Annotated in this window: 22 protein-coding genes, 1 riboswitch and 1 other annotated feature; of the genes, 19 read left to right on the top strand and 3 right to left on the bottom strand. The window is 35.1% G+C overall.

The window, feature by feature from the left end; genetic code table 11:
• Positions 1 to 185: 185 nt before the first annotated feature.
• From hemC to ysxE, 7 genes are all read left to right on the top strand, one after another.
• A complete protein-coding gene (hemC, locus tag BKP45_RS12285; RefSeq protein ID WP_071389959.1) occupies positions 186 to 1,118 on the top strand; it encodes a hydroxymethylbilane synthase in 933 nt (310 codons plus the stop codon).
• Positions 1,118 to 1,897: a uroporphyrinogen-III synthase gene (locus tag BKP45_RS12290; protein ID WP_071389960.1), complete on the top strand. Its 780-nt coding sequence runs from the start codon at positions 1,118 to 1,120 to the stop codon at positions 1,895 to 1,897. The genes hemC and BKP45_RS12290 overlap by 1 nt, the downstream gene beginning before the upstream one ends.
• Positions 1,898 to 2,869 (top strand): porphobilinogen synthase, encoded by a 972-nt coding sequence (gene hemB, locus BKP45_RS12295; protein ID WP_071389961.1) that lies wholly within the window; start codon positions 1,898 to 1,900, stop codon positions 2,867 to 2,869.
• A 289-nt stretch (positions 2,870 to 3,158) separates the two neighbouring features.
• Positions 3,159 to 4,448, top strand: a complete 1,290-nt coding sequence (gene hemL, locus BKP45_RS12300) for a glutamate-1-semialdehyde 2,1-aminomutase (RefSeq protein WP_071389962.1) — start codon at positions 3,159 to 3,161, stop codon at positions 4,446 to 4,448.
• Between the two features lie 258 nt (positions 4,449 to 4,706).
• Positions 4,707 to 6,110 (top strand): stage VI sporulation protein D, encoded by a 1,404-nt coding sequence (gene spoVID / locus BKP45_RS12305; RefSeq protein WP_071389963.1) that lies wholly within the window; start codon positions 4,707 to 4,709, stop codon positions 6,108 to 6,110.
• A gap of 24 nt (positions 6,111 to 6,134) precedes the next feature.
• The gene (locus tag BKP45_RS12310) at positions 6,135 to 7,064 is read left to right on the top strand and encodes a hypothetical protein (protein WP_071389964.1); all 930 of its coding nucleotides are present in this window, start codon (positions 6,135 to 6,137) and stop codon (positions 7,062 to 7,064) included.
• Entirely contained in the window at positions 7,061 to 8,089 is a 1,029-nt protein-coding gene (gene ysxE, locus BKP45_RS12315) for a spore coat protein YsxE (RefSeq protein WP_071389965.1), read from the top strand. Before BKP45_RS12310 ends, ysxE begins: the two co-directional genes overlap by 4 nt.
• A 391-nt stretch (positions 8,090 to 8,480) precedes the next feature.
• Here the strand turns inward: ysxE and BKP45_RS12320 are convergent, their stop codons facing one another.
• A complete protein-coding gene (locus BKP45_RS12320; RefSeq protein WP_407639598.1) occupies positions 8,481 to 8,669 on the bottom strand; it encodes a hypothetical protein in 189 nt (62 codons plus the stop codon).
• 471 nt (positions 8,670 to 9,140) lie between these two features.
• Positions 9,141 to 9,409: a binding site (T-box leader), on the top strand.
• 171 nt (positions 9,410 to 9,580) lie between these two features.
• On the opposite strand from BKP45_RS12320, the gene BKP45_RS12325 reads away from it, so the two are divergent.
• On the top strand, positions 9,581 to 12,223 hold the full coding sequence (locus BKP45_RS12325) for a valine--tRNA ligase (RefSeq protein WP_071389967.1): 2,643 nt from the start codon (positions 9,581 to 9,583) through the stop codon (positions 12,221 to 12,223).
• 52 nt (positions 12,224 to 12,275) lie between these two features.
• Here BKP45_RS12325 and BKP45_RS12330 read toward each other — a convergent pair whose 3' ends face one another.
• Both BKP45_RS12330 and BKP45_RS12335 read right to left on the bottom strand, forming a co-directional pair.
• On the bottom strand, positions 12,276 to 12,551 hold the full coding sequence (locus BKP45_RS12330; protein ID WP_245747469.1) for a YqzG/YhdC family protein: 276 nt from the start codon (positions 12,549 to 12,551) through the stop codon (positions 12,276 to 12,278).
• 84 nt (positions 12,552 to 12,635) lie between these two features.
• Entirely contained in the window at positions 12,636 to 13,502 is an 867-nt protein-coding gene (locus tag BKP45_RS12335; RefSeq protein WP_071389969.1) for an ATP-grasp domain-containing protein, read from the bottom strand.
• A gap of 90 nt (positions 13,503 to 13,592) precedes the next feature.
• Between BKP45_RS12335 and BKP45_RS12340 the strand changes: the two genes are divergently transcribed.
• The 11 genes from BKP45_RS12340 to BKP45_RS12390 all read left to right on the top strand — a co-directional run bounded on the left by BKP45_RS12340 (position 13,593) and on the right by BKP45_RS12390 (position 24,922).
• Positions 13,593 to 14,867, top strand: a complete 1,275-nt coding sequence (locus BKP45_RS12340; RefSeq protein WP_071389970.1) for a bifunctional folylpolyglutamate synthase/dihydrofolate synthase — start codon at positions 13,593 to 13,595, stop codon at positions 14,865 to 14,867.
• A gap of 97 nt (positions 14,868 to 14,964) precedes the next feature.
• Positions 14,965 to 15,474 (top strand): type IV pilus modification PilV family protein, encoded by a 510-nt coding sequence (locus BKP45_RS12345; RefSeq protein ID WP_071389971.1) that lies wholly within the window; start codon positions 14,965 to 14,967, stop codon positions 15,472 to 15,474.
• A 3-nt stretch (positions 15,475 to 15,477) separates the two neighbouring features.
• On the top strand, positions 15,478 to 15,951 hold the full coding sequence (locus BKP45_RS12350) for a PilW family protein (RefSeq protein ID WP_071389972.1): 474 nt from the start codon (positions 15,478 to 15,480) through the stop codon (positions 15,949 to 15,951).
• A gap of 13 nt (positions 15,952 to 15,964) precedes the next feature.
• On the top strand, positions 15,965 to 16,942 hold the full coding sequence (locus tag BKP45_RS12355) for a type II secretion system protein (protein WP_071389973.1): 978 nt from the start codon (positions 15,965 to 15,967) through the stop codon (positions 16,940 to 16,942).
• A gap of 31 nt (positions 16,943 to 16,973) precedes the next feature.
• Positions 16,974 to 17,921 (top strand): hypothetical protein, encoded by a 948-nt coding sequence (locus BKP45_RS12360; RefSeq protein ID WP_071389974.1) that lies wholly within the window; start codon positions 16,974 to 16,976, stop codon positions 17,919 to 17,921.
• Positions 17,922 to 17,942: 21 nt separating this feature from the next.
• Complete coding sequence (locus BKP45_RS12365) at positions 17,943 to 19,232, top strand: VanW family protein (RefSeq protein WP_071389975.1); 1,290 nt, start codon at positions 17,943 to 17,945, stop codon at positions 19,230 to 19,232.
• A gap of 160 nt (positions 19,233 to 19,392) precedes the next feature.
• A complete protein-coding gene (locus BKP45_RS12370; protein ID WP_071389976.1) occupies positions 19,393 to 21,057 on the top strand; it encodes a GspE/PulE family protein in 1,665 nt (554 codons plus the stop codon).
• An 18-nt stretch (positions 21,058 to 21,075) separates the two neighbouring features.
• Positions 21,076 to 22,116 carry a type IV pilus twitching motility protein PilT gene (locus tag BKP45_RS12375; protein WP_071389977.1) on the top strand — a complete coding sequence of 347 codons (1,041 nt, stop codon included), beginning with the start codon at positions 21,076 to 21,078 and terminating at the stop codon, positions 22,114 to 22,116.
• Positions 22,116 to 23,321: a type II secretion system F family protein gene (locus BKP45_RS12380; protein WP_071389978.1), complete on the top strand. Its 1,206-nt coding sequence runs from the start codon at positions 22,116 to 22,118 to the stop codon at positions 23,319 to 23,321. The genes BKP45_RS12375 and BKP45_RS12380 overlap by 1 nt, the downstream gene beginning before the upstream one ends.
• Positions 23,322 to 23,409: 88 nt before the next feature.
• Positions 23,410 to 23,493: riboswitch (cyclic di-GMP riboswitch) on the top strand.
• Positions 23,494 to 23,606: 113 nt separating this feature from the next.
• Positions 23,607 to 24,047, top strand: a complete 441-nt coding sequence (locus BKP45_RS12385; protein ID WP_071389979.1) for a type II secretion system protein — start codon at positions 23,607 to 23,609, stop codon at positions 24,045 to 24,047.
• Between the two features lie 107 nt (positions 24,048 to 24,154).
• The gene (locus BKP45_RS12390) at positions 24,155 to 24,922 is read left to right on the top strand and encodes a prepilin peptidase (RefSeq protein WP_071389980.1); all 768 of its coding nucleotides are present in this window, start codon (positions 24,155 to 24,157) and stop codon (positions 24,920 to 24,922) included.
• The last annotated feature ends 74 nt before the right edge of the window (positions 24,923 to 24,996 follow it).

Consider the following 24,996-nt stretch of genomic DNA (forward strand, 5'->3'; position numbering starts at 1 on the left):
CATCTGAATTTCCGACGTTCTAGCGAAGCTAGAACGAGTTCTCTCGGAAGAAGCAATTATATAGCTTCTTAAAGAGATAATATATAAAATAAAGAAATGAACAGTTAGAATTATTGGTGTTTCATCTCAAACGAGTTTACAAAATGTAATCTTTTTCTTAATTGAATTCATACACGGGGGTTTATATGCGAAAAATTATTGTAGGTTCAAGACAAAGTCAATTAGCATTAACACAAACAAATTGGGTTATTGATCAGCTAAAAAAATTAGGGGCTCCATTTGATTTCGAAGTAAAAAAGATTGTTACAAAAGGGGATCAAATATTAAATGTAACTTTATCTAAAGTGGGTGGTAAAGGTTTATTTGTTAAAGAAATTGAGCAAGCAATGCTTAATAAAGAAATAGATATGGCAGTTCATAGTATGAAAGATATGCCAGCGATCCTACAGGAAGGACTTACAATTGGTAGTGTACCAAAACGTGTTGATCCACGTGATGCATGGATTTCCAATAATGGCAAAGGCCTAATGGAAATTGAAGCAGGTTCTGTTGTAGGTACGAGTAGTTTAAGACGTTCCGCTCAAGTTTTAGCGAAACGTCCTGATTTGGAAGTTAAATGGATTCGAGGGAATATAGATTCTAGATTACGTAAGTGTAGAGAAGGAGAATACGATGCGATTATTCTAGCTGCCGCAGGTTTGGCGCGTATGGGATGGAGTGCTGATGTTGTAACTGAGTATATCTCTACGGAACTATGTTTACCAGCTGTTGGTCAAGGAGCATTAGGTATCGAGTGTCGTGCAGACGATGTTGAACTTAAAGAGCTTTTAAATAAATTTACTGATGAAAACACAAATCGCTGTGTTATGGCAGAACGAGCATTTCTTCATAAAATCGAAGGTGGATGTCAAGTGCCAATCGCAGGCTACGCTGAACTAAATGAAAACGATGAAATTGTCTTAGTTGGTCTTGTAGGTTCACCAGATGGAAAAGTAATTTTACATGAAAGAATGGTAGGTAAAGACGCACAAAGTTTAGGTGAACAGTTAGCTGTGAAACTACTTGATAAAGGCGCAAAAGAAATATTAGACGAAGTTATAAAAGAGCTAGAAAAGTAATGGAACTTAAAGGAAAGAGAATATTAGTGACGAGGGCAAAGGCGCAAGCTTCTGCTCTCTCATTACAAATAGAGAAATATGGTGGAATTCCAGTTGAAATGCCGTTAATAACGTGCAAAGCAGTAAAAGATAAGACTATTATCCACAAAGAATTACGCCTTTTACATACATATCAGTGGTTAATATTTACAAGTAAAAATGGGGTTGATTTCTTTTTTGATGAATTGAATTTAGTAAACGGTAGTCCGAATATACCGCCTACATGTAAAATTGCAGTGGTAGGGAAAAAGACAGAGAATGCTTTAGCACCATACGGTTTAAAAGCTGATCTAATTCCGGAATTATATGTTGCTGAAAGTTTGGTTGATTGTCTGCTTAATGTTTTAATTGAAGGGGAACGGGTACTAATTCCTCGCGGAAACTTAGCAAGGGATATCTTACCGAAACGTTTACGTGAGAATGAAATAAAAGTAACGGAGCTTGATGTTTATGAAACTGTTATTGATACAAATTCGAAAGATGAGTTGTATAGAGCGATAAAAAATCAAGAAATTGATGTAGTTACTTTTACTAGTTCATCGACAGTTGAAAATTTTATTCAACTTCTTGAAGGTTCTGATTGGCGAAATTATTTAGGTAACTTAATTTTTGCTTCTATTGGACCGATTACAACAAAAACGATGAAAAAACATCACGTACCTGTCCATACAGAACCAAGTGAATATACTATCAATGGCATGCTTATTAGTGTGATGGACAAGCTAAAGGAGGAAAAATAAATGTTAGAGTATAAAAGACATCGCCGTTTACGATCGTCAAAAAACCTTCGTTCAATGGTCAGAGAAACAGTTTTAAAAAAAGAGGACTTAATATATCCTATCTTTGTTAAAGAAGGAGAAAATATTAAAAATGAAGTTTCTTCAATGCCTGGAGTATATCAAATTTCTTTAGATTTATTAGAAGAAGAAATTCAAACACTTACAGATTTAGGTATCGTCTCAGTAATTGTATTTGGTGTTCCGAAAGAAAAAGATGAAGTAGGTACAAGTGCATATTGTGAAAATGGTATTGTTCAAAAAGCTATTAAAAAAATTAAAGAGGTAAATAAAGAGTTAGTGGTTATTGCTGATACATGCCTCTGCCAATTTACAAACCACGGACATTGTGGCGTAATAGAAGAAGGCATCATCTTGAATGATCCGACTCTTGAACTTCTCAGTAAAACAGCTGTCTCTCAAGCGGAGGCAGGGGCTGATGTAATTGCCCCTTCAAATATGATGGATGGATTTGTTGCTGCAATTCGAGTGGGCTTAGATGAAGCTGGCTTTAGTCATATTCCGATTATGTCATATGCGGTGAAATACTCTTCTTCATTTTATGGACCGTTTCGTGATGCAGCTCATAGTGCGCCATCATTTGGTGATCGAAAAACGTATCAAATGGATCCAGCTAATCGCTTAGAAGCACTACGTGAAGCCGAGAGCGATGTCCTTGAGGGAGCTGACTTCTTAATTGTAAAACCGGCACTATCGTACCTAGATATTATTCGTGAAGTAAAGGATAACTTTACGTACCCAGTAGTAGCTTATAATGTAAGTGGTGAGTATTCGATGATTAAAGGTGCAAGCTTAAATGGCTGGATTGATGAAAAAGCTGTAGTGATGGAAAAACTAATAAGCATGAAACGTGCGGGTGCTGATTTAATCATTACATACTTCGCTAAAGATGTAGCAAGATGGTTAAGCGAATAACTTTAAATATTTTTGAATCTCATAATACATATTTACGTAACTTAAGATACTATATCTGGTTGAGTTTTCAACTAGATATAGTTTAACGCTTAATCAAACGAATTTGAACTTAAGGGTCATAGACCCCCACCTCTAAGCGTAGCGTAGGTGGGAACTTCCATTCAGGTGGAGTTGAGACTCCATCTGAATTTCCGATGTTCTAGCGAAGCTAGAACGAGTTCTCTAAAGAATTATGAAATTCACTCATCTAGCAAAAAATATGATATTTACATTGTAGAGGGGGATATAAATGAAATCATTTGAAAAATCGACGGCCGCATTTAATAGAGCAAAATCATTAATGCCAGGGGGGGTTAATAGTCCTGTACGCGCGTTTAAATCAGTAAAAATGGATCCTATATTTATGGAACGAGGGAAAGGGTCTAAAATTTATGATATTGATGGCAATGAGTATATTGATTATGTACTTTCATGGGGTCCACTCGTATTAGGCCATGCTGATGAGCAAGTCGTTGAAGCTTTAAAAAAGACTGCTGAATTAGGAACTAGCTTTGGTGCTCCTAGTGAATTAGAAACAAAAATGGCTGAACTTGTAATCAGCCGTGTTCCTTCTGTTGAAGTTGTTCGCATGGTTAACTCTGGTACGGAAGCTACAATGAGCGCATTACGTTTAGCTCGGGGCTATACAGGGCGAAATAAAATCATTAAGTTTGAGGGCTGTTATCATGGACATGGAGATTCCCTCCTTATTAAAGCAGGTTCCGGTGTAGCAACTCTTGGTTTACCGGATAGCCCTGGAGTACCTGAAGCAGTAGCTATGAATACGTTAACTGTCCCATACAACGATTTAGAAAGCTTGCGGTATGCTTTTGAACAATATGGTGATGACATTGCCGCTGTAATTATAGAACCAGTTGCTGGTAACATGGGAGTTGTACGTCCTTTACCGGGCTTTTTAGAAAGCGTCCGTGAAATTACCGAACAAAATGGTACGCTCCTTATTTTTGATGAGGTAATGACAGGTTTCCGTGTTGGCTACCATTGTGCACAAGGTGTACTTGGAATTACTCCAGACCTTACTTGTTTAGGAAAAGTAATTGGTGGGGGACTCCCGGTAGGAGCGTACGGTGGTAAACGTGAAATTATGGAGATGATTGCCCCAAGTGGCCCGATATATCAAGCTGGTACACTTTCTGGAAATCCTTTGGCGATGACTGCAGGATACGAGACTCTATCGCAACTAACGGAAGCTCACTATGCTGAGTTTGAACGCCTTGGTATTAAATTAGCTAGCGGTTTATCAGAAGCGGCAACTAAATTTGGGATCCCACATTATACAAGTCAGGCGGGGTCTATGGTTGGCTTTTTCTTTACAGGAGAAGAAGTGATTAATTACGATAAAGCCAAGACATCTGATCTTGAGCGTTTCGCAACTTATTTCCGTTACATGATTGAAGAAGGAATATCTTTACCACCTTCACAATTTGAAGGTATGTTCCTTTCGACTAAACATACCGATGAAGATATTGAAAAAACGATTGCAGCAGCTAATAAGGTTTTTGCAAAATTAGTTGAATAAAATATAACTTCATATGCACCCAAAAAATATAAATATTAAGAGGCCAAGCTCATAGCTTGGTCTCTTTACGTTTTAATTAATTTATTTTAATAAATTCTAATCGTTGATACATGCGTTAATTTAGAAATTAATAAAAATGATCATATTTTACTGAGTCTTGTCATACATCTGTAACGTATTGGTATAAGTCCGTTTAACGAGGACGTGTCCTTAAGTTTTTGCGGAATTACTTTAATTTAAATAGAGGAGGAGAGGTAGTTGACACAAGATCACTCATCAAAGCTATCATTTTCCATCGAAGAATCAGTGTGGCTAAATAAAGGTCAGGAAGTAGACGAAATTGTATCTTTGTCACTAGATCCGGAAATAACAGTGCAAGAAAATGGAGATTACGTTTTAATTCGAGGTGGATTAAAGCTAACTGGTGAATACCGCTCCAATGGTAATAGCAATTCTAGTGAAAAGGAAAGTGACTCTCTTAGTGATCAAGTAGCTTATCGTTCAATTGAAGAAGTAACTTTAAATTCAGACGGTACGGGTGAAATTAAGCATTATTTCCCAATTGATGTGACCATTCCACAGGAACGAATTAGGAGTTTAGACGAAATATATGTGATAGTTGAGTCTTTTGATTACGATTTACCGGAAAGAGGTTGTATTCAGCTAACTGCAGATATTGCAATTACGGGAATGTCTTCAGGAAATGCTCAAAGAGATGCCCAATATTCAGAAGAATCGGCAGTTGATACTTTAAACTCATACTATGAAGAAGAAACAGATACAAAAGAACAAGATACATCGCTGGAAAATGAAGAACGTACTTTCCATTATGAAGCATATAATCAGCAAGATACTGTAGTACCATTTCCTAGTGAAGAAGTTCGATATGAAGAAAGCGAATTAGAAATCAATATTGAAGAAGTTAGTTCCGTAGAGAACGAAGAAGAAGTCCTAGAAGAAATTGAAGAACCGGTAGAAGCTATCTTAGAAGAAAATGATAAACAAGAAGAAGAAAGAACAGAAGAGGATACAGAAGAGGAAGTCCTAGAAGAAGTTGAAGAACCGGTAGAAGCTATCTTAGAAGAAAATGATGAACAAGAAGAAGAAAGAACAGGAGAGGATACAGAAGTAGATATAGATAAGGTTGTAGCAGAAGAAACAGATGAAGTAATTGAGGAAGTTGAGGTAACAAACGAAGTTACTGAAGAAGTGAAATCACCAGCAATAGCATTTGGGGTGATAAAAGAACGCCCTAAACAAGAAGTAGTGGTAGGAGAGAATGAAGAACCACTAGAAGAGAAAGATCAATCATTTAGTACGTTAAAAAGCCTTGCTGGTGATAGGAAGCAAGTTGTCAAAAATGAAGAGAGACATGAGGAAGCAGAAGTTGAAGTTACTGAAGTTTCTCTAGTTGATGAAGAGCAAGAAAAAGTAGAAACACCGCCTAGAGAAGAGAATGCTTTGTACTTAACAAAAATGCTTTCAAAAGGTGAAGAGGAAGAATTTAAGAAATTAAAAATGTGCATCATCCAAGAAAGCGAAACATTAGATACAATTGCAGCAAGGTATGAAATTACACAAAGTGCTCTCATTAAGGTTAATCGACTAAATGATGCAGAAGTACAAGAAGGTCAGATTTTATATATTCCAGTTCCACAATAAGCAATAGGATAGGGAGAAATAATTATGGATATGTTAAGTCAAATCAAAATGGAATATGACCTTTCTGAATTAACGTGGATAAAGGAAAATACGATTTTTCAAAGTGAAAGAGGTAAGAAAAGGATCCGTATTTGGAAAGATAAACAGCTACTCGAGTGGCATGTTAATTGGCGTGATGAAATTAGTAAACAGTCTGGATTTTTGTTAGACCGTATGATCCGTACGAGAGATAGGAAGCCATTTTTCATTTGTGATACAGACTTGGTTTCTATTCATGATGAAATTGATGAACCTTATCCGACTAAGGGAAAAGAACAAGAGTGGGGAAGGTTAATCGGTCATGCTTTGACTTATGGTATAAACCAAAGTGAAGAAAATCAGTGCTTCAAAAAAAGTGAACCTTTGCCATTAAAAACAGTAAGGGGGAGCCTTGAGCAGCTCTCCTTACTCGATCCAATGGCTAAGCTTGTATTAGAGCGAAGCTATATTGAAGCGAAAAGGAGAAACCAAAAAGCAAATTTGATACAAAAACGTGTCCAAGAAAGGAAACTTCCTATCCTAATAAATTTTTCAAGACTAGAAGATGCAAGGCAAGTCTTTTATCACTTGTATTGGATTTCTGGCAGTGAACAGCCGATAAGAGGTTATAAAACAATTAGAAATCTACTAGAGAATTGGTATGGTAAGAATGGGCATCACTCAACAGTAGAATTACTTGATTCGATTCATCGGTGCTTTTCATTAAAAGAAGATCAAGGCCTATTGTTGTTATCAGAATTGTTAATGCCACATGAGTTTGAAGAGACAGTTACTAAATTATTTACATGCAAAGATGTTAATGAAATGCCAGAAATTATTAATCAATATTTCAGTAGGTGGAAAACAACTCGAGAACTAGTGATTTTATTAAGTAAGTGGATTGAAAAAGACGGAGAAAAGGTGGTGGCCAAATGATTAATAATGCAGCCCCCCGAAACTCTATAGGGCATATTCTTTTTCAGTATGATTTGTATCCAGGAAAAATTGAGCAATTTGGCAAAGTAAAAAAAATTACCTCTCCTAAAGGTACTTTTGCATTAAAAGAGTCTAATATGATACAGGAGCAAGCTAATTGGTTTTCTCATGTAATGAGAAGATTAGAAAAAATTGATTATTATCAAGTAGTTCCAGTCATACCTACTAAATATGGAGACTTAACGATTACTCACGGTAATAAAACGTTCTATTTACAGCCATGGTTTTGGGAAGAAGCTGAAGTACCTGATGAAAAAAAAGAAATAATTTTGTTTCGACAGTTGGGAAAACTTCATAGCTTAACCGTAAAACCTCAAGAATTTTCAAAAGATACAATTGAAAATTCATATCACGAATTACTGAAAAGATGGGAAAAGCGACGGTTAGAAATGGAATACTTTGCAGAACTATGTGAACGAAAAACGTATATGTCACCCTTTGAGCTTACGTTCCTAACCCACTACAGCAGAATGGAGCAATTAGCAAATACTGCTTCAAATTACTTAAAGGAATGGTATGATGACTGTCTTGAAAAACAAACTTTTCGTGCTGTACTCTGTCATGGCAAGTTAGATCGTTCTCATATCTTCTATCATCCAAATGGATATGGTTATTTATTCAATTTTGAAAAAGCAGTATTAGATACACCAGTTAGAGATTTAGCCATTTCTTTTCGGAAATCTTTCCAGTATACGTTGTGGAAAGAAGATCAAGGAGTTGAATGGCTTGGGACATACGAGAGGTACTTACTCCTTGAGGAGGAAGAGAAGAAATTATTTGCAAGCTATTTAATTTATCCTGAGCTTATCTATCACTGTGTCGATCATTATAATCGTAGAGATGGTAGTATAACTGAATTACAATATGTACAAATTCTTGAAAAACGTATCATCACAATGACAAGAGTTAATCACTTTATTCATAATATATTGCTGAAGAAAGAAAGCAGTCAACCATCTGAATAGGTTGACTGCTTTCTTAAGGTTTATCCCACTCTTAAGGGGCACTAAGACCCCCACCTCAAAACGTAAGAAAATCGAGAAGTTTAGGTGGGGGATTAACTGCCTCTAAAGGTCCGATATAGAATAACTTTCATCAGTGAAGCTGATGATTAGTTATTCTGATGCCTGTGGTATAAGTTGAACTAACAATCAGTGGGGGATGAACGAAAACCTCCCACTGATTGAAGTTCAGCTTTATGAAAGAATGGTGTGAAACTACTTTTGAGCGCCAACAAGAATCCTAATTACTTACCTCTATTAAGCTTATAAATATACTCCTTGTTCTAGAAGATTTTACTACAAAGTGTTACTTTCAGTCGAAAAGGTATTCTTGTTTGTTCTTCACCGAGATTTGTTATAGTACTCCAGCAACGTACGTTAAATATAACACAACTAGTATGGCCAGGAGAACTACATCAATGGTTGTAGGAAACAGAATTGTTCTAATTAGTTGAAACATTGATAATGGGATTAAAAATTGATAGCCAGCATCACGAACTCTCCGTAACCAAAGAGGAAGTCGATATTTACCTTTTTTAAACACCAAAAGTCATCCTCCTTATTTTATATTTCTTATTCGTATAATGAATCTCATTCAATATTTTCTCTACTAAGATACTATAACTATTTACGCTAAACTATTCGTACTAGATATAGATGAATACGGCTCATTATGAAATTCACTGAAATGAAAGTAATTCTTTTTCTAACAAGAGCTTAAGTAAACAAACGTTTCTTACATCAGTGACTTTGCTAGAAGTAAAGCTTCTCTAATATTTATGATATGCTACTAAGTTAGGCGAGTGAATATTATTTTTAAATTAAATTGAAAACAATTAGATTAACTGAGATGTGAGAACGGGAATATGAATTTATTGTTCAATGGAACGTCAAAATATTTATTTCATGTATGGAACAAGAAATTTTGGAAATAATGCTAGTAAATTTTGATGTCACCTATTGACGTTTTTTTGTTATTACATGTAAAATATTATTACACATTTGAAGTGAATATTTATCTGCTTAGAATGGGAAGAGTACATTTGTAAGACCATCAGAGAGAAAAATCAAAGTTACCTACTAGTGAGGTATCTTTTGCTGAGAGATTTTTTTGGTACGAAAAATGGAAGGTCGCCCTGGAGCTGCTTTTCTGAAATTTTTAAACTAGTAAGAAAAGCCGGTTACATAACCGTTACATAAATGAAGTGTGCTATTTAAATTCATTTTTATTAGAATTATAGCAAACAAAGGTGGTACCGCGAATCTACTCTCTTCGTCCTTTGAGGATGGGGGGAGTTTTTTTATTTTGAAAAAATAACTTATTTAGGTTTGAAAGGTGGATAGCCAGCGTTTATTCATTTGAAGGCACTTTAACTTACTTATGTAATAAATTTCCAGTGCTTTTAGTGTGTGAATAAGGTGCTTGCACTTTTCTTAAAAGGGAGGAAATAAGAGATGGTAAATCAAGATTTATCAATGCCAACAAAGTATGATCCAAAAGATACGGAAGCGAAATGGTATCCGTTCTGGTTAGATGGGAAATTTTTCGAAGCGAAAGGTGAAGAAGGTAAAAAGCCATATACAATTGTAATTCCACCACCAAACGTGACTGGAAAGCTGCATTTAGGTCACGCTTGGGATACAACTTTACAAGATATTTTAATTCGCACAAAACGAATGCAAGGTTATGATGCACTTTGGCTTCCTGGAATGGATCATGCTGGTATTGCGACACAAGCAAAGGTTGAAGGGAAACTTCGTGAAGAAGGTTTAAGCCGTTATGACTTAGGTCGTGAGAAGTTTTTAGAAAAATCTTGGGAATGGAAGCACGAGTACGCTGATTTTATTCGTAAGCAATGGTCAAAGCTTGGGCTTTCATTAGACTATTCTCGTGAACGTTTTACATTAGATGAGGGCTTATCAAAAGCTGTTCGTGAAGTGTTTGTTAAACTATATGAAAAAGGGCTAATTTACCGTGGCGAGTACATCATTAACTGGGACCCACAAACAAAAACGGCATTATCGGATATTGAAGTTATTTATAAAGACGTTCAAGGTGCCTTCTACCACATGAAATATCCGTTAGCCGATGGAACGGGTTATATTGAAGTCGCGACAACTCGTCCCGAAACAATGTTAGGTGATACTGCTGTAGCTGTTCACCCTGAAGATACTCGTTATCAACATTTAATAGGTAAAAAAGTTAAGCTTCCTATAGTAGGTCGTGAAATTGAAATTGTTGCTGATGATTATGTAGATATGGAATTTGGTTCCGGAGCTGTAAAGATTACTCCAGCCCATGATCCAAATGATTTTGAAATTGGGAACCGTCATAATCTTGAACGCATCCTTGTTATGGATGAGTCAGGTAAAATGAATGAAAATGCGGGTAAGTATGAAGGTTTAGATCGTTTTGAGTGCCGTAAGCAAATTGTAAAAGACCTACAAGATGCAGAAGTATTATTTAAAATTGAAGAACATATGCATTCAGTTGGTCACTCAGAACGTAGTGGAGCTGTTGTCGAGCCATATCTTTCAACACAATGGTTTGTTCGTATGGGACCTCTTGCTGAAGAAGCGATTAAGTTACAAAAGTCGGAAGGGAAAGTCAATTTTGTTCCTGAACGCTTTGAAAAGACTTATTTACACTGGATTGAAAATATTCGTGATTGGTGTATTTCTCGTCAGCTATGGTGGGGTCACCGCATTCCTGCTTGGTACCATAAAGAGACGAAAGAAGTATATGTTGGTCATGAAGCACCAGCAGATCTTGAAAATTGGACACAAGACGAAGATGTTCTTGATACATGGTTTTCATCAGCGTTATGGCCATTTTCTACAATGGGTTGGCCAGATAAAGATGCGGCTGACTTTAACCGTTATTATTCTACAGACGTTCTAGTAACTGGCTATGATATTATTTATTTCTGGGTTGCGCGAATGATTTTCCAAGGTTTAGAGTTTACTGGTGAACGTCCATTCAAAGACGTGCTTATTCACGGATTAGTACGCGATTCTGAGGGACGTAAAATGAGTAAGTCATTAGGAAATGGTGTTGATCCGATGGATGTCATTGACAAATATGGTGCCGATGCCCTCCGTTTCTTCCTTTCAACGGGAAGTTCCCCGGGAAATGATTTGCGTTTTTATTGGGAAAAAGTCGAATCAACATGGAATTTCGGGAATAAAATTTGGAACGCATCCCGTTTTGCTTTAATGAATATGGAAGGCTTAACTTATGAAGAAATTGATCTTACTGGCAAAAAGTCAATAGCAGATCAGTGGATATTGACACGCCTACAAGAAACAATTGAAAATGTTACACGATTAATTGATGCCTATGAATTCGGTGAAGTAGGTCGCCTACTTTATAACTTTATTTGGGATGATTTCTGTGACTGGTATATTGAAATGGCAAAATTACCTTTGTACGGGGAAGATGAAGAAGCTAAGAAAACAACTCGTTCAATTTTAGCTTACGTTCTTGATCATACAATGAAACTGTTGCATCCATTTATGCCGTTTATTACAGAAGAAATTTGGCAGCACCTTCCGCACGTAGGAGAGTCAATTACAGTTGCACCTTGGCCAGTAAGAAACGAAATGCTAGTTTTTCCAGAAGCAACAAAGAAAATGAATTTACTTAAGGAAATCATTCGATCTGTTCGTAATACAAGAGCAGAGTTAAACGTTCCAATGAGTAAAAAGATTGAGTTGTTAATAAAGGCAAAAGATAGCGAAGTACTAAGCAATCTTGAAGAAGGACGTAGTTATTTAGAGAAGTTCTGTAATCCAGATCAATTAATACTTGGTACTGATTTACAAGCACCAGAAAAATCAATGTCATCAGTTCTTACTGGTGTAGAATTGTACTTACCATTAGCAGGGCTACTAGACCTTGATGCAGAAATCTCTCGCCTAGAAAAAGAATTAAAACGACTTGATAGTGAAGTCGAACGTGTACAAAAGAAATTAAATAACCAAGGCTTCGTTTCTAAAGCACCGGCTAAGGTTATTGAAGAAGAGAAAGCAAAAGAAAAAGACTATTTAGAAAAACGTTCGACTGTGCAAGCAAGAATTGATGAGTTGAAAGCATAAAGCTAAAGAGGGTGCCCGAAAAGTGTCTGACACTTTTGGGCACCCTCTTGCTTTACCTATCTGTTTCTCGAAATGAAATAGATCTAAATTGATTAGTTTGTGGATCAAATTCAACATCGACAAAAACACCAAACTCACGATTATTCTCGCGTAGCCATAGTTTAAACTTTTCAATGGAAATCTGATTGGTTTTATTTTCTCTCCCTATATGAAGATAATCAATGACACTTGCATTTGGATACTTCTTTATAGTTTCTTTAATAGCTATGCTTCCCCATTTAGCATAAGGTGGTATCTCATTATCAGCCAATACTCCTATTGATAACATCCCAAGTAAACAAAAAACTATTGTGAAAGTAACTGTATGCCTCATTTATCACACTACCTTTTTTAAGCATAGTATGTACATTAGTTACTCTAAACTTTTCAAAATATACTCTAAATAAAGTTTTACAATATTAACATTGGAATGAGCATAAAGTGTTCGTGATCCAGCAACATCTTCAATTTCATTAAAAATAAATGAACCATCTTTTGCAAAAAGGAAGTCTATACCGACAAAGCCAAATTCATCGTCAAATTGATCTATGATCTTATGTACTAACGCCTGTTGTTCACTCGATAACTCGTACAGCCGAGCTTTCCCACCTAATGAGAAATTAGCACGAAAATCATTATCAGAATACCGGAGTATTGCAGCAATAATTGTTTTTCCTACTACAAATACACGTACATCACGTCCAGGAACATCCCCCATTCGTTGAATAATTAGTTCTTTAGCTTGAACTTTCCAAAGTAACGTCCTTAATTCCTCTACGCTAGATGCTGTAAACACTTCATTCCCACCTCTTCCAGTGACATCTTTGACGACGACCGGATATGGAAATGGTAAATAATTGGGTTCGAATTCGTCCCGATTTATAAATAATGTATCTAGCATTGGAATGTCTTTATTAGCTAAAAATTGGTGTGTCTTCCCTTTATGATTACAAATATCTGATGTGAACGCTGAGTTATAAACTTTAATTTGTAAATCTTCGAGCTGTTTACTCAGTAGCGGGTCATTATTTCGTGAAATTACAAAATTGGGTTTTTCAAGCGTGACTCCTTTATGTAGAATAAATAGTCTATGATTTAATACACCATAGCTAAGGTCCTCTTTTAGTAGTAAACGAAGGTCAATATTTAGTTTTGTTGCTTCTTCTATAAACCATGTAATAAAGCCTTCGTTTATCTTCGAACTTTCTTTATTATAAATTAACCATCCTGTTTTTTTCATTTGTACTCCTACCTATTCTTAAATTTTCTTGCTTGTAAGACATTCATATTATACACTAATATGAAACATAATTTTAAAGGAGCTCGAACGATGATCTCTTATGATGAAGCATGTAATATTGTAAATTCGGCTAGTAAATTTGGAATTTGTTTAGGCTTGGAGCGAATGGAAGAAATATTAGTCCACATTGGTTCTCCAGAAAAAAAAATACCGGCAATTCATTTGGCTGGTACAAATGGTAAAGGCTCTACCCTAACTTACTTAAAATCCATTTTTACGGAAGCGGGGTATTCCGTAGGGACGTTTACTTCACCAGCTATTCGTAAAATAAATGATAAAATTCAAGTGAATGATAAAGAAATTCCAGATTCTGACTTTGCTCTTATCGTTGAGCAACTGAGCCCAATTATTAATAAAATAAAAAGAACAAGCTTAGGGGCACCAACAGAGTTTGAAATCATGACTGCTGTTGCATTTCAATATTTTGCAACAAAGGCAAAACCAGATATTGTACTAATTGAAACAGGACTCGGAGGTAGATTAGATTCTACGAATGTCATTCAACCGCTCGTCTCAATAATAACCAATATTGGACATGATCATATGGATATTCTTGGTCATACAATTGAAGCAGTAGCTCAAGAAAAAGCAGGTATTATTAAACAAGGTGTACCTGTTGTTTCAGGGTGTAAACAATCAGATGCTATTGAAGTAATGAAGAAAAAAGCGAAAGAAGCTTCCGCTACTCTTTATCAATTTGAAGAAGACTTTACTTGTGATCGTTCCGGAGATCATTTTTCTTTTCAATACAAAGATTATGTTATACAAAATTTAAAGACTGGGATGCTAGGAAGCCACCAACAAGAAAATGCAGCGTTAGCGTTGATGGCAATTTGTATCCTTGAAAAAAATGGTTTTCAGGTTGGAGAAAAATCTATTCGAAACGGGTTGGTTAAGGCAAAGATCGCTAATCGAATTGAAATCGTTCAAGAACAACCAACGATTATCTTTGATGGTGGGCACAATCCAGAAGGGATGGAGGCTTTAGCAACAACGTTAGCAAATTCTTTTCCTTCTAAAAGTGTATACATCCTTTTTTGCGCAATGAAGGATAAGAATATTAAAGATATGTTAAAACCGATTAGTACGTTTGCAAAAGAAATTATTTTAACGAGCTTTTTATATGATCGCTCCATGGATCCACACCAAGTTTATGAAGAATGTTCGTATCCGAATAGCAAAGTAATTGAAAATGTATCTGATGCTTATGATTACTTAGGAAAAGAATTACATGCTGATGATGTATTAGTTGTGACTGGGTCGTTATATTTCTTAAATTATTTTAGAAATGAATGTAAAAAGTAGTACTTGCTACTTTTTACAAATACCCAATGCTTTTATTTTATAGTATATTAGTATTGGGGACTATCTACCTAGAAAATAGATTCGAAGGGAGAAGGTAATGTTTAGAAAAAAAATAAAAAATATATTATCTTCTGTTGAGGCTAAGCTATTTTACGGTAGTCAAGGTGGTTTTACGCTAATTGAAGTTCTTGCATCATTGGTTATTCTATCAATTATTCTAGTAACTTTTTTTAGTTTTTTTAATCAAGCTTTAATATTTTCAGGTAAAAATGAAGAAAAACTTGTAGCTTACAACTTAGCAAGAAAAACATTAAACATCGTAGAGGAAGATTATGCTGATCTGAATGGAATTGAACTAACCATTTCATGTGAAAGTTACCCAACTAATTATCGTGACGATTTAAAGTTGGCTCTCTATGAAACAACATGTTATTACAAAGAAAATAATCGTTATTATTTTCCAGAAATAACGATTACGAAACAATCTTTTGATAATTTTACAAGTCCAGTTTTATACCTTATTCATGTCAAAATATATTCATCTGATCATTTAGTAGAACGAGAACTTTTGTCTGAAACGTTTGGGTATGTAAGGGGTGGAGGTTAATTGATGTATGTAAAAAATAGTAAAGGTTTAACATTAATTGAGCTATTAGCTACCCTTTCAATTTCAATAATTATTTTAGGGCTCGTTTCGAGTGTTCTTATTCAGAGTTATCGAAGTATGGAAGTAAGTAACACCCATATTGATCTGAGGCAAGAAGCCAATATTATTATAACGATGTTGGCGAACGCTCACGAAAAAAATAATTATGAGATTTTCTATAGTAAAACTGAGAATGATGAATGGGAAATTATGATAGGAGATCAAAAAATTATAAGTAGAGATTATGATCTTGTAGTAAAACTAATTTCAGATAACTCAACTTTAGAAATTGATACTAGTATAACAGATCCACAATCCATTAGTCTTCTTTTTACAGTGAATGTAAAAGAGCCGCTACATGTACAGGAATTAAGATTAACGGATATAAATGATCCGACAAAATCATTTGAACTATCTACAATTATAAGCCGTTTGTAGGAGGTAGGTATACATGAAACGATATTTCAATAATCGAGGTTATACTCTAATAATAGTCCTCCTAACTATTGTATTAATTAGTTTGTTTTCCTTAATGCTTATTCCCAAAGCCTTAAGTACATCATTGCAGGTAAATAAAAGCGAAGGAATGGCACAAGCGAAAGATCTTTCTGAAATGGGCATCCATTACGCACATGCATATTTTGAAAATATAGTAAATCTGGCTATTGAACAGGCCAAAGCTGACCCGGGGTTTATAAATCAGACAGTAAATCATGATTTACTTTTTTGTGAAAATTTTATTAGTCTTTTACCAATCGAGCAAACATTTGCTGAAAAAAGCATAAATAATTCGGCTTATTATTATAAGGTGAGTTTTGAGAAAGAGGTTAATGATTTTTTTACCAATTGCAGTGGTTTTCAGGAAATTATACTTCCGATTGAGAGTATAGGAAAGGTAGATAATAACTCAAATTCAGAAAAGCTAATTAGAGCAAATTTTGTTGTAGAAAATGAAGGTGAAAAATCAATCATAGGTCCATGTCAGGGGGAAATTTGTCCACCACCACCACCTCCTGAAAATTTACCTTTTAATATAATAAATACAGAGATCAACCTCTCAGGTCAGACTGTATCAAACTATATATACACTTCCCCTAAGTTTACACAATCAGTTGTCTTAGCAGGGAATTCTAGACTGATAGTTGGTGGAAATGCTTGGGTTAGTGGCTCTTCGCTTCGTTTTAATGGTAATAATGCAGAGTTAATAGTTGGTGGAAATGCATACTTCACAAGTCCAATTGATTTTAGAGGTAATGGAAATAAAATATGCATTAGAGGAACGGCTTATCTTTATGATCACATTGAAAAAAAATGGAACGTTTACGATGTTCCACAATTTATTAAATCATGTTCAGGAGTTAATGAAATAGGGTATTTTTACGATATTAATCAATGGAAAATAAATGAAGATATAGATGTATATTATTAGTTACGTATTTTAACATAAAGGGTGACATACCTTGGTACAGTTTATTTTTATCATTATTGGAGTTGTTTTCTCGGTTCTAATTTTTAGAATTTTTCCTTTTAACGTAAAGCGTAAGTATTTAATAAAGGTGATAGGTATTGCTGCTGTAAATGTACTACTCACTTTTTTGATGTATTCCATGTTTTCATTACCTGCTGCTTTAGGTGGCCTTTTAGTATTGACAGCTCTATTTGCTTATTTAGTAACGAACCAAGAAGCAGTTGATACTTATGTATATAAAGAAGTGAGTGAGAAAGATACAGAAAAAAATGAACAACACGTACAACAACCAAATGAGCTTAATACTCCACATATTCAATTAGGTCAAGATAGCATTGATCATCTCGTTCAGGCTGTTGCTGTTGAGGGCTTAGAGAGTGCGTTAGAGAAGGAAATCACTCCTAGATTAAAAGAGACTTTTACTTCACCTGAAGAGAATCAAGCTATTAAACAACAAGATGAGCAGGAAAATCTTGAAGTAAATGAATATATTATAAGTGAACCTATACAGAAAATAAAAATAGAAGGAGAAAACATGGTTCACATTGAAGAACCCTCTGAAAAAATTTCAAAAGATAAAGAGATTGAATTGTTAGGTGAAGATGAAAATAGGGGGGAGTCTTTTGAGTACAATGAACGAATAGAAAGGAATGGGACTTCTAGTAAAGATGAACTAGAACTATTTTTTGCAGGCAGTACTCGAAAGATCATGCTTGAAGATGAAATAGAAGATCATAAAGAAGCAACAGAATACCATTTACCTCTTTATGAAAGAAGCGTATTTAATGAAATTAAGTCCGAAAAAGTGACTGAATTAGATGAAATAAATAAAGATAAGCAATATGTTGATGTTGAAGCAAATAATAAGCAAAGTGAATTAAAGGAAAGTATCTTGAAAAAACGCACAAAGCTTTTTGAAGATATTGAAAAAGATTACTAAATTAAGGGAGAGGAAGGGAGTATGAAGGATTACCGGTTTTTTAGTAAAACGTTTTTAATAATATTATTTTATACTTCTTTTATCGGTTTGTTCTCTGTAGGTGGAACTTATGCAATCGAGACATACTACCCTAAACAAAGTTATTTTCCAGACGGCACAATGCTAAGTTCAATACCGATTAGTGGATTATCAGAAGCTGAAGCTAAAGATGCAGTAAGAAGTGAAATTGAAAATTGGAAAAGTAGTGCATCTCTTTCAATCGTATACTTTGATGAAGCAGTTGAATTAGATACTAGTCAAATTGAGTTTTTCATTCAAGAAAGTTTACAAGGTGTTGAAAATGGATATGGTGACCTTTACTCAAATGTTTCATCAATGACATTAAAGAAAGCTATTGAATCTCTTTCTTATGATGTTAATACCATAAATCTAAATTCGCTAACGGAAGAAGTTCAAACCTATGTAAATTTACTAAGTACAAGCCCACTTTTTATTGATATAAATGACTACGTATCACCTAATCGTCCAATTGAAGTTGTCGCAAGTAGTGTTACAACAAATTTTGAAAGTACATTATTACTCCCAAGATGGGTAGAACAACTCGATGGCGTTGTGATTGATGGCAGAAGTAGATTTTCTTTGCTTCAAACTATGGCTGACCTAGGTGCAGTACGTACAGAGACAGAATCATTAAATGTATTAGCTACTGCTCTTTACAATTTGTTTTTAGAAACGAACTTTCAATTTATTGAACGACATGGTGGGAGGGTTTTACCGAATTATGCAGATGCAGGTTATTATTCAGTTGTTAAACCTGATCAAGCAGATTTGATTGTAGAAAATCCTAATTATTATTCGTATACACTCAAATTGGCATTGGTGAATAATGAATTGACAGCTTCACTTGAAGGGGTATCTTTACCATATCAATTTACAGCTGTTACAAAAAATGAAAAAGTCATTGTTCCAAGGAAAGTGGTTCATTTTTCTTCTACTCGTAGGAAAGGTGACAAACAAATAGTTGAAAATGGCAAAAATGGTTATTTTGTAGAATTGTACCGTCAAATAAGAAATAAAGAATCAAACAAACTGATTAAAGAGTACTTATTATTTGAAGATTTTTATTCACCAGTCCATCAAGTTGAGGAATGGAGTATAAAAGAGCGACTAGAACAGCTTCGAAATGCTAATGACATTGAAGAACAATTAGACAAAGGTGAATTATTACCGCAGCCCGTAGAGGATCAAGATGATATTGGTTCAGATGAACAATATTTTGATGAAGCAGATGAATTAATGAAAGGTTATTAACTGAGAAAAGTTCATAATTATCCAAAACACTATAGCTATATTTAGTTATGATCGGTTTTACCGTAACTAAATGATGGATCTTAGTGGCGAGAATAATAAATGATGAAATTTCATTAACGACCTTTGCTGATATTACTTAATTGTTAAGTGGGGTATTTGCATGGCAAAAGAACGAAAGCGATTAGGCGACCTACTTGTTGAAGCAGGTCTTTTACAGAAAGATCAAGTTGAAGCAACGTTAAGGTCGAAAAAACAAGGTCAAAAGCTTGGCGACGCGTTACTTGAACGAGGTTTAATCACAGAGCAGCAATTAATTGAAGTATTAGAATTTCAATTAGGTATACCTCATATTTCCTTGCAACGCTATCCTGTAGATACAACATTAATGAATATTGTTCCTAAGGAGCTTGCACGAAGAAACATTTTAATCCCAATAAAAAGGAATGGAGATCAACTTCTCGTTGCAATGGCTGATCCGATGGACTACAATGCGCTAGATGATTTACGTATGTCTACAGGTTTCCAAGTTGAACAAGTCATTGCATCTAAAGAAGATATTCTACAAGCGATTAACAAACATTATGCAATAGATGAGTCCATGCGAGACTCTCTTGTAGAACAACTTGAGGAAGATTTAGCTGCAGCTGTAGCCAATGCAGGTGAAGAAGATGCGCCAGCCATTCGTTTGGTCAATCAAATTTTACTAAATGGAATTCAAAAGAAAGCTAGTGATATTCATATTGATCCTCAAGAAAAGAAGTTACTTGTTAGGTATAGAGTCGATGGTCTCTTAAAAACTGAGAGAGCTTTACCAAAAAATTTACAAAATGTCTTAACAGCTAGGATTAAAATAATGGCAAACTTAAATATTACTGAAACGAGGTTGCCACAAGATGGTAGGATTAAGGTTACGATTGATTTTAATCCGATTGATTTACGAATTTCAACATTACCTACTGTTTATGGAGAGAAAATTGTTATACGAATTTTAGATTTAGGTTCTGCCTTAGTGAACCTTGGACAACTTGGTTTTAATAAAATCAACTATAAACATTTTGTAAACTTAATTGCAAAGCCTTCAGGTATTATTTTAATTACTGGACCTACGGGTTCTGGGAAAACCTCAACATTATATGCAGCATTGAACCACTTAAATAGTGATGAAGTTAATATTATTACGGTTGAGGATCCTGTTGAATATCAAATCGAAGGCATTAATCAAGTACAAGTTAATACAAATGTTGGACTAACTTTTGCTACTGGTTTACGTTCAATTTTACGTCAGGACCCTAATATAGTTATGGTCGGGGAAATTCGTGATGCTGAAACTGCTGAAATTGCGATTAGAGCTTCGCTAACAGGGCATTTAGTATTAAGTACACTCCATACGAATAGTGCAATTGCGACAATTCCCAGGTTAATTGATATGGGGATAGAGCCTTTTTTAGTTGTATCTTCACTTTCTGGGATCGTTGCTCAACGACTTGTCAGAAAAATTTGTCGTGAATGTAAGGAAGAGTATGAACCAACAGAAATGGAAAAAAATCTATATATACGCCGCGGTATTAAAATGGGTAAAACATATCGTGGTAAAGGCTGTGAGGTTTGTGGTTCTACGGGGTATCAAGGACGTGTCGCAATTCAAGAAATATTGGTTATTGACGATGAAATTCGCCAGATGATGATGAATAACAAAACGACAACATCTATTCGTGATTACGCACTTCAAAATGGGATGGTTTTTCTTATGGATGATGGTTTATTAAAAGTTAAGCAAGGACTAACAACAATAGAAGAAGTACTAAGGATTGCAATAGAAGACTAGACAAGGAGGAGCAATGAAATGAAAGAACGACTTGAAGGATTGTTAAGAGCGGCTTTTGAAAAGGGTGCATCTGATTTACATTTAACAGTCGGTGTTCCTCCTGTTATGAGAATTAACGGTGACCTAAAACAGTTTGGAGAAGATATTTTAAAGCCAAATGATACAGAAGCAATGGCTAAATCAATCATTTCAGAAGGACTTTGGAAGGTTTTTTTGAAAAAAGGTGAATTGGACTTTTCTCATGGAATAATTGGTTTATCTAGGTTTCGGATAAATGCTTATTTTCAACGTTCCTGTGTTAGTATGGCTATACGAGTTGTACCGACAAGCATACCAACACTCGAACAATTAAACATGCCAGTAGTTCTTAAAGATATAGCCAAAAAACCACATGGACTTGTTCTTGTCACAGGTCCAACTGGAAGCGGAAAGTCAACGACTCTTGCTGCGATGATTGATCATGTAAATAACACCTATCGAAAGCATATTATTACGTTGGAAGATCCAATAGAATACTTGCATAAACATCGCCTATGTATTATTGATCAACGAGAAATAGGGTTTGACACTCAAAATTTTGCTAATGGTCTCCGTGCGTGCTTACGTCAAGATCCTGATGTTATTTTGGTAGGGGAAATGCGAGATTTAGAAACAATTTCTACAGCTATTACCGCTGCAGAAACAGGTCACCTTGTATTAGGGACGTTGCACACGACAGATGCTCCCGCTACCATTGATCGAATTATTGATGTATTTCCACCAAACCAACAACCGCAAGTTCGAATACAGCTTGCCTCTGTATTAAAGGCAATTGTGTCTCAACGATTACTACCAACTGCAGATAATCAAGGTCGTTGCGCTGCTACGGAAATATTAATTAATAATTCTGCTATAAAAAACTTAATACGAAATGAAAAAATACATCAAATAACAAGTGTCATGCAGACTAGTAGGGCAGTAGGGATGCATACTCTTGAAATGTCAATAAAAGAGCTCTTAGAACAGAAAAAAATAAGTGAGGAAGTTGCTCAACCTTATGTTAGTGAGTTGGGGTCGTAATGCCGTATTTTAAGTATACTGCAAGAGATAGAACCGGTAAGTTAAAAGAAGGACGAATAAAAAGTTTCTCAGAGAGAGAAGCAAAAGAAACATTAATCGCTGATGGAATGATTTTGAAGGAAATTGAAGAATTAACGGGGCTATTATATAAAGATATTTCCTTTGGAAGTGCGGTAAAGTCACAACAATTTGTCATGTATTTACGTCAATTTTCAACGTTACTAAAAGCTGGAATTTCAGTTATTGATGCGACTAGTATATTAGCTGAACAAACAAACTCGAAACGATTACAATATACATTAAAATCAATTGAAATAGAACTTCGAGCTGGAAATCCATTCTCTGAAGCTGCTGAAGCTCATAAAAAAGTTTTTCCAGCCTTGTTTACAAATATGCTTCGTGCAGGTGAAGTAGGCGGGAATTTAGATGAGGTTTTAGAAAGGTTAGCTACTTATTATGAAAAGCAATATCTTACTAGACAAAAAGTAATTTCTGCTCTTTCATATCCTGCAGTCGTAGGCTCTATTGCGATAATTGTTGTCGTCTTTCTATTGTCATTCGTCGTTCCGACATTTGCTGATTTGTTTCGATCATTCGATTCAGAGCTTCCGTTGATTACCAAGATGGTTTTATCAGCTGGTAGTGTTTTTAAAAAAGTTTGGTGGTTGCTAATTTTATTATTTATTGGCATGGTTGTCGCTTTTAAAGTCATTCAAGAAAATCGACGCTATAAATATTATTTTGACTTATTAATTTTGAAAATTCCTATCTTTGGATCATTATTTCAAAAAGCGGTATTAGCAAGAATGACACGTACACTAGGGTCACTATTTTCTTCATCAGTCCCAATTTTACATGCAGTTTCGATCGTTGAGAAAATAGTAGGAAATGAAGTAGTGGCAAAGGTAATCCGTGAATCCCGAAACGCACTAGAAAAAGGGGAATCGATAGCGGGTCCTATGGAAGCCCATTGGATTTTTCCACCACTTGTAACTCAGATGGTGCGAGTAGGAGAGAAAACGGGATCACTTGACACAATGCTAGACAAGGTCGCCGATTTTTACGAGACAGAAGTAGACATCGCTACAGAACGCATTAAATCATTAATAGAACCTTTAATGATAGTCGTTCTAGCAGGTATAGTCGGAGTTATCGTTGCTTCGATTGCCATACCAATGTTTCAGATTTTTGAAAATATTGGGTAAAAAGTCATAAAAAGTACTAGTCAAAATGATATAAAACTACTAGAAGAAAACTATTAATAGTATTATAATAGTATTAGTATTAAATAAAACAATATTTTGAAGCAAAGAAGAATCATCTATATTTGGGCACTTGGATGATTTGGAGCTAGTAGTGCAACCGGCCAAATTTTGTATATGCATAAATTTATGGATATAGAAGAGTTGGTCGTCTTTTATTTTTAAAGTCATTTCGTTGCAAACAGCTTTAAGTAAACTTCAAAAAAACTTATTAATGGAGGAAAGATAATGAGAAAATTGTTAAAAAACCAAAAAGGTTTGACGTTAATTGAATTGTTAGCAGTTATTGTTATTTTAGGGATTATTGCAGCGATTGCAGTACCGAGTATAGGTGGGATAATAAGTAAAACTGAGGATAAAGCAATTGTAGCAGAGGCAATCCAGATCATTAACGCAGCTAAATTAGATCGAGCTGCTAATGGAGCTGCAATGAAATGGACACATACTGGTAAAGATAATAGTAGAAAATTGGAGGAATATTTAGAGAAAGTAGATCAAAATAATACTAATTATACTGTTACACGTAATGGAGTAGAATTTTCAATAAGTGGACATCCAGCAGTTCAAAAAATAGGTGGTACAGTAGATGGAAGTGTTACTGAAAAAGAATTAAATGACTTTGCTAGAGATGGTAAAAAGAAAGAAAGTGATCCTGATCCTAATGATTAATAACAATTAAATGATTTTGCTAGAGAAGGTAAAACGATTGTTGATTAATAGTATGTGAGAAAAAATGAGTTATTATAAATATTCATAGAAAGGTATGTCACTTATTTATGATGGCAAGTATCTACCTCTACACCTTCACCCTAGGTCTTGTCCTAGGGTCTTTTTACAACGTCGTTGGTTTGCGGTTGCCGAATGGTCAATCGATTGTTCGTCCCCGTTCTCACTGTTCAAAATGCAAGCGGACGTTATCTGCATTAGAATTGATTCCTGTTACTTCTTACATATTTCAAAAGGGGAAGTGTAAAGGATGTGGGACGAAAATATCTCCCATCTACCCTTTCATAGAGGCTGCTACGGGTCTTTTATTTGTTTATGCATTTTATCAATTTGGGCTTACATTGGAAACTATTGTTGCTTGGGTTTTCATTTCATTACTCATTATCATTTTTGTTTCTGATATCCACTATATGATAATCCCAGATCAAGTTTTACTTTTCTTTGCACCAATTCTTTTAGTCATGCGTTTGTTTGTAGCGCCTTTAGACACATGGTGGAACCCATTTTTAGGTGGAGTTATCGGCTTTACTTTACTACTAGCCATTGCCATTATTAGTAAAGGTGGTATGGGTGGCGGTGACATTAAATTATTTGCTGTCATTGGGATTACTTTAGGGTGGTCCGGGGTTTTACTTGCTTTTTTTCTTTCTACATTGATCGGGGCAATTATTGGTATAATAGGTTTAACGTTAGGGAAAATAAGGCGTGGTGAGCCCATACCATTTGGACCATTTATCGTAATAGCAACTCTCATCACTTATTTTTTCGAAAAAGAGATTTTTACATGGTATTGGAGTTTATTTATATCCCACTATTAAATGGGCATTTACCTACAACAGAAAAAAGGGAAAATTTGGTTTGGGAGAAACGATTCTGAAAATCGGACAAGTTT

The sequence above is a fragment of the Anaerobacillus alkalidiazotrophicus genome, from assembly GCF_001866055.1.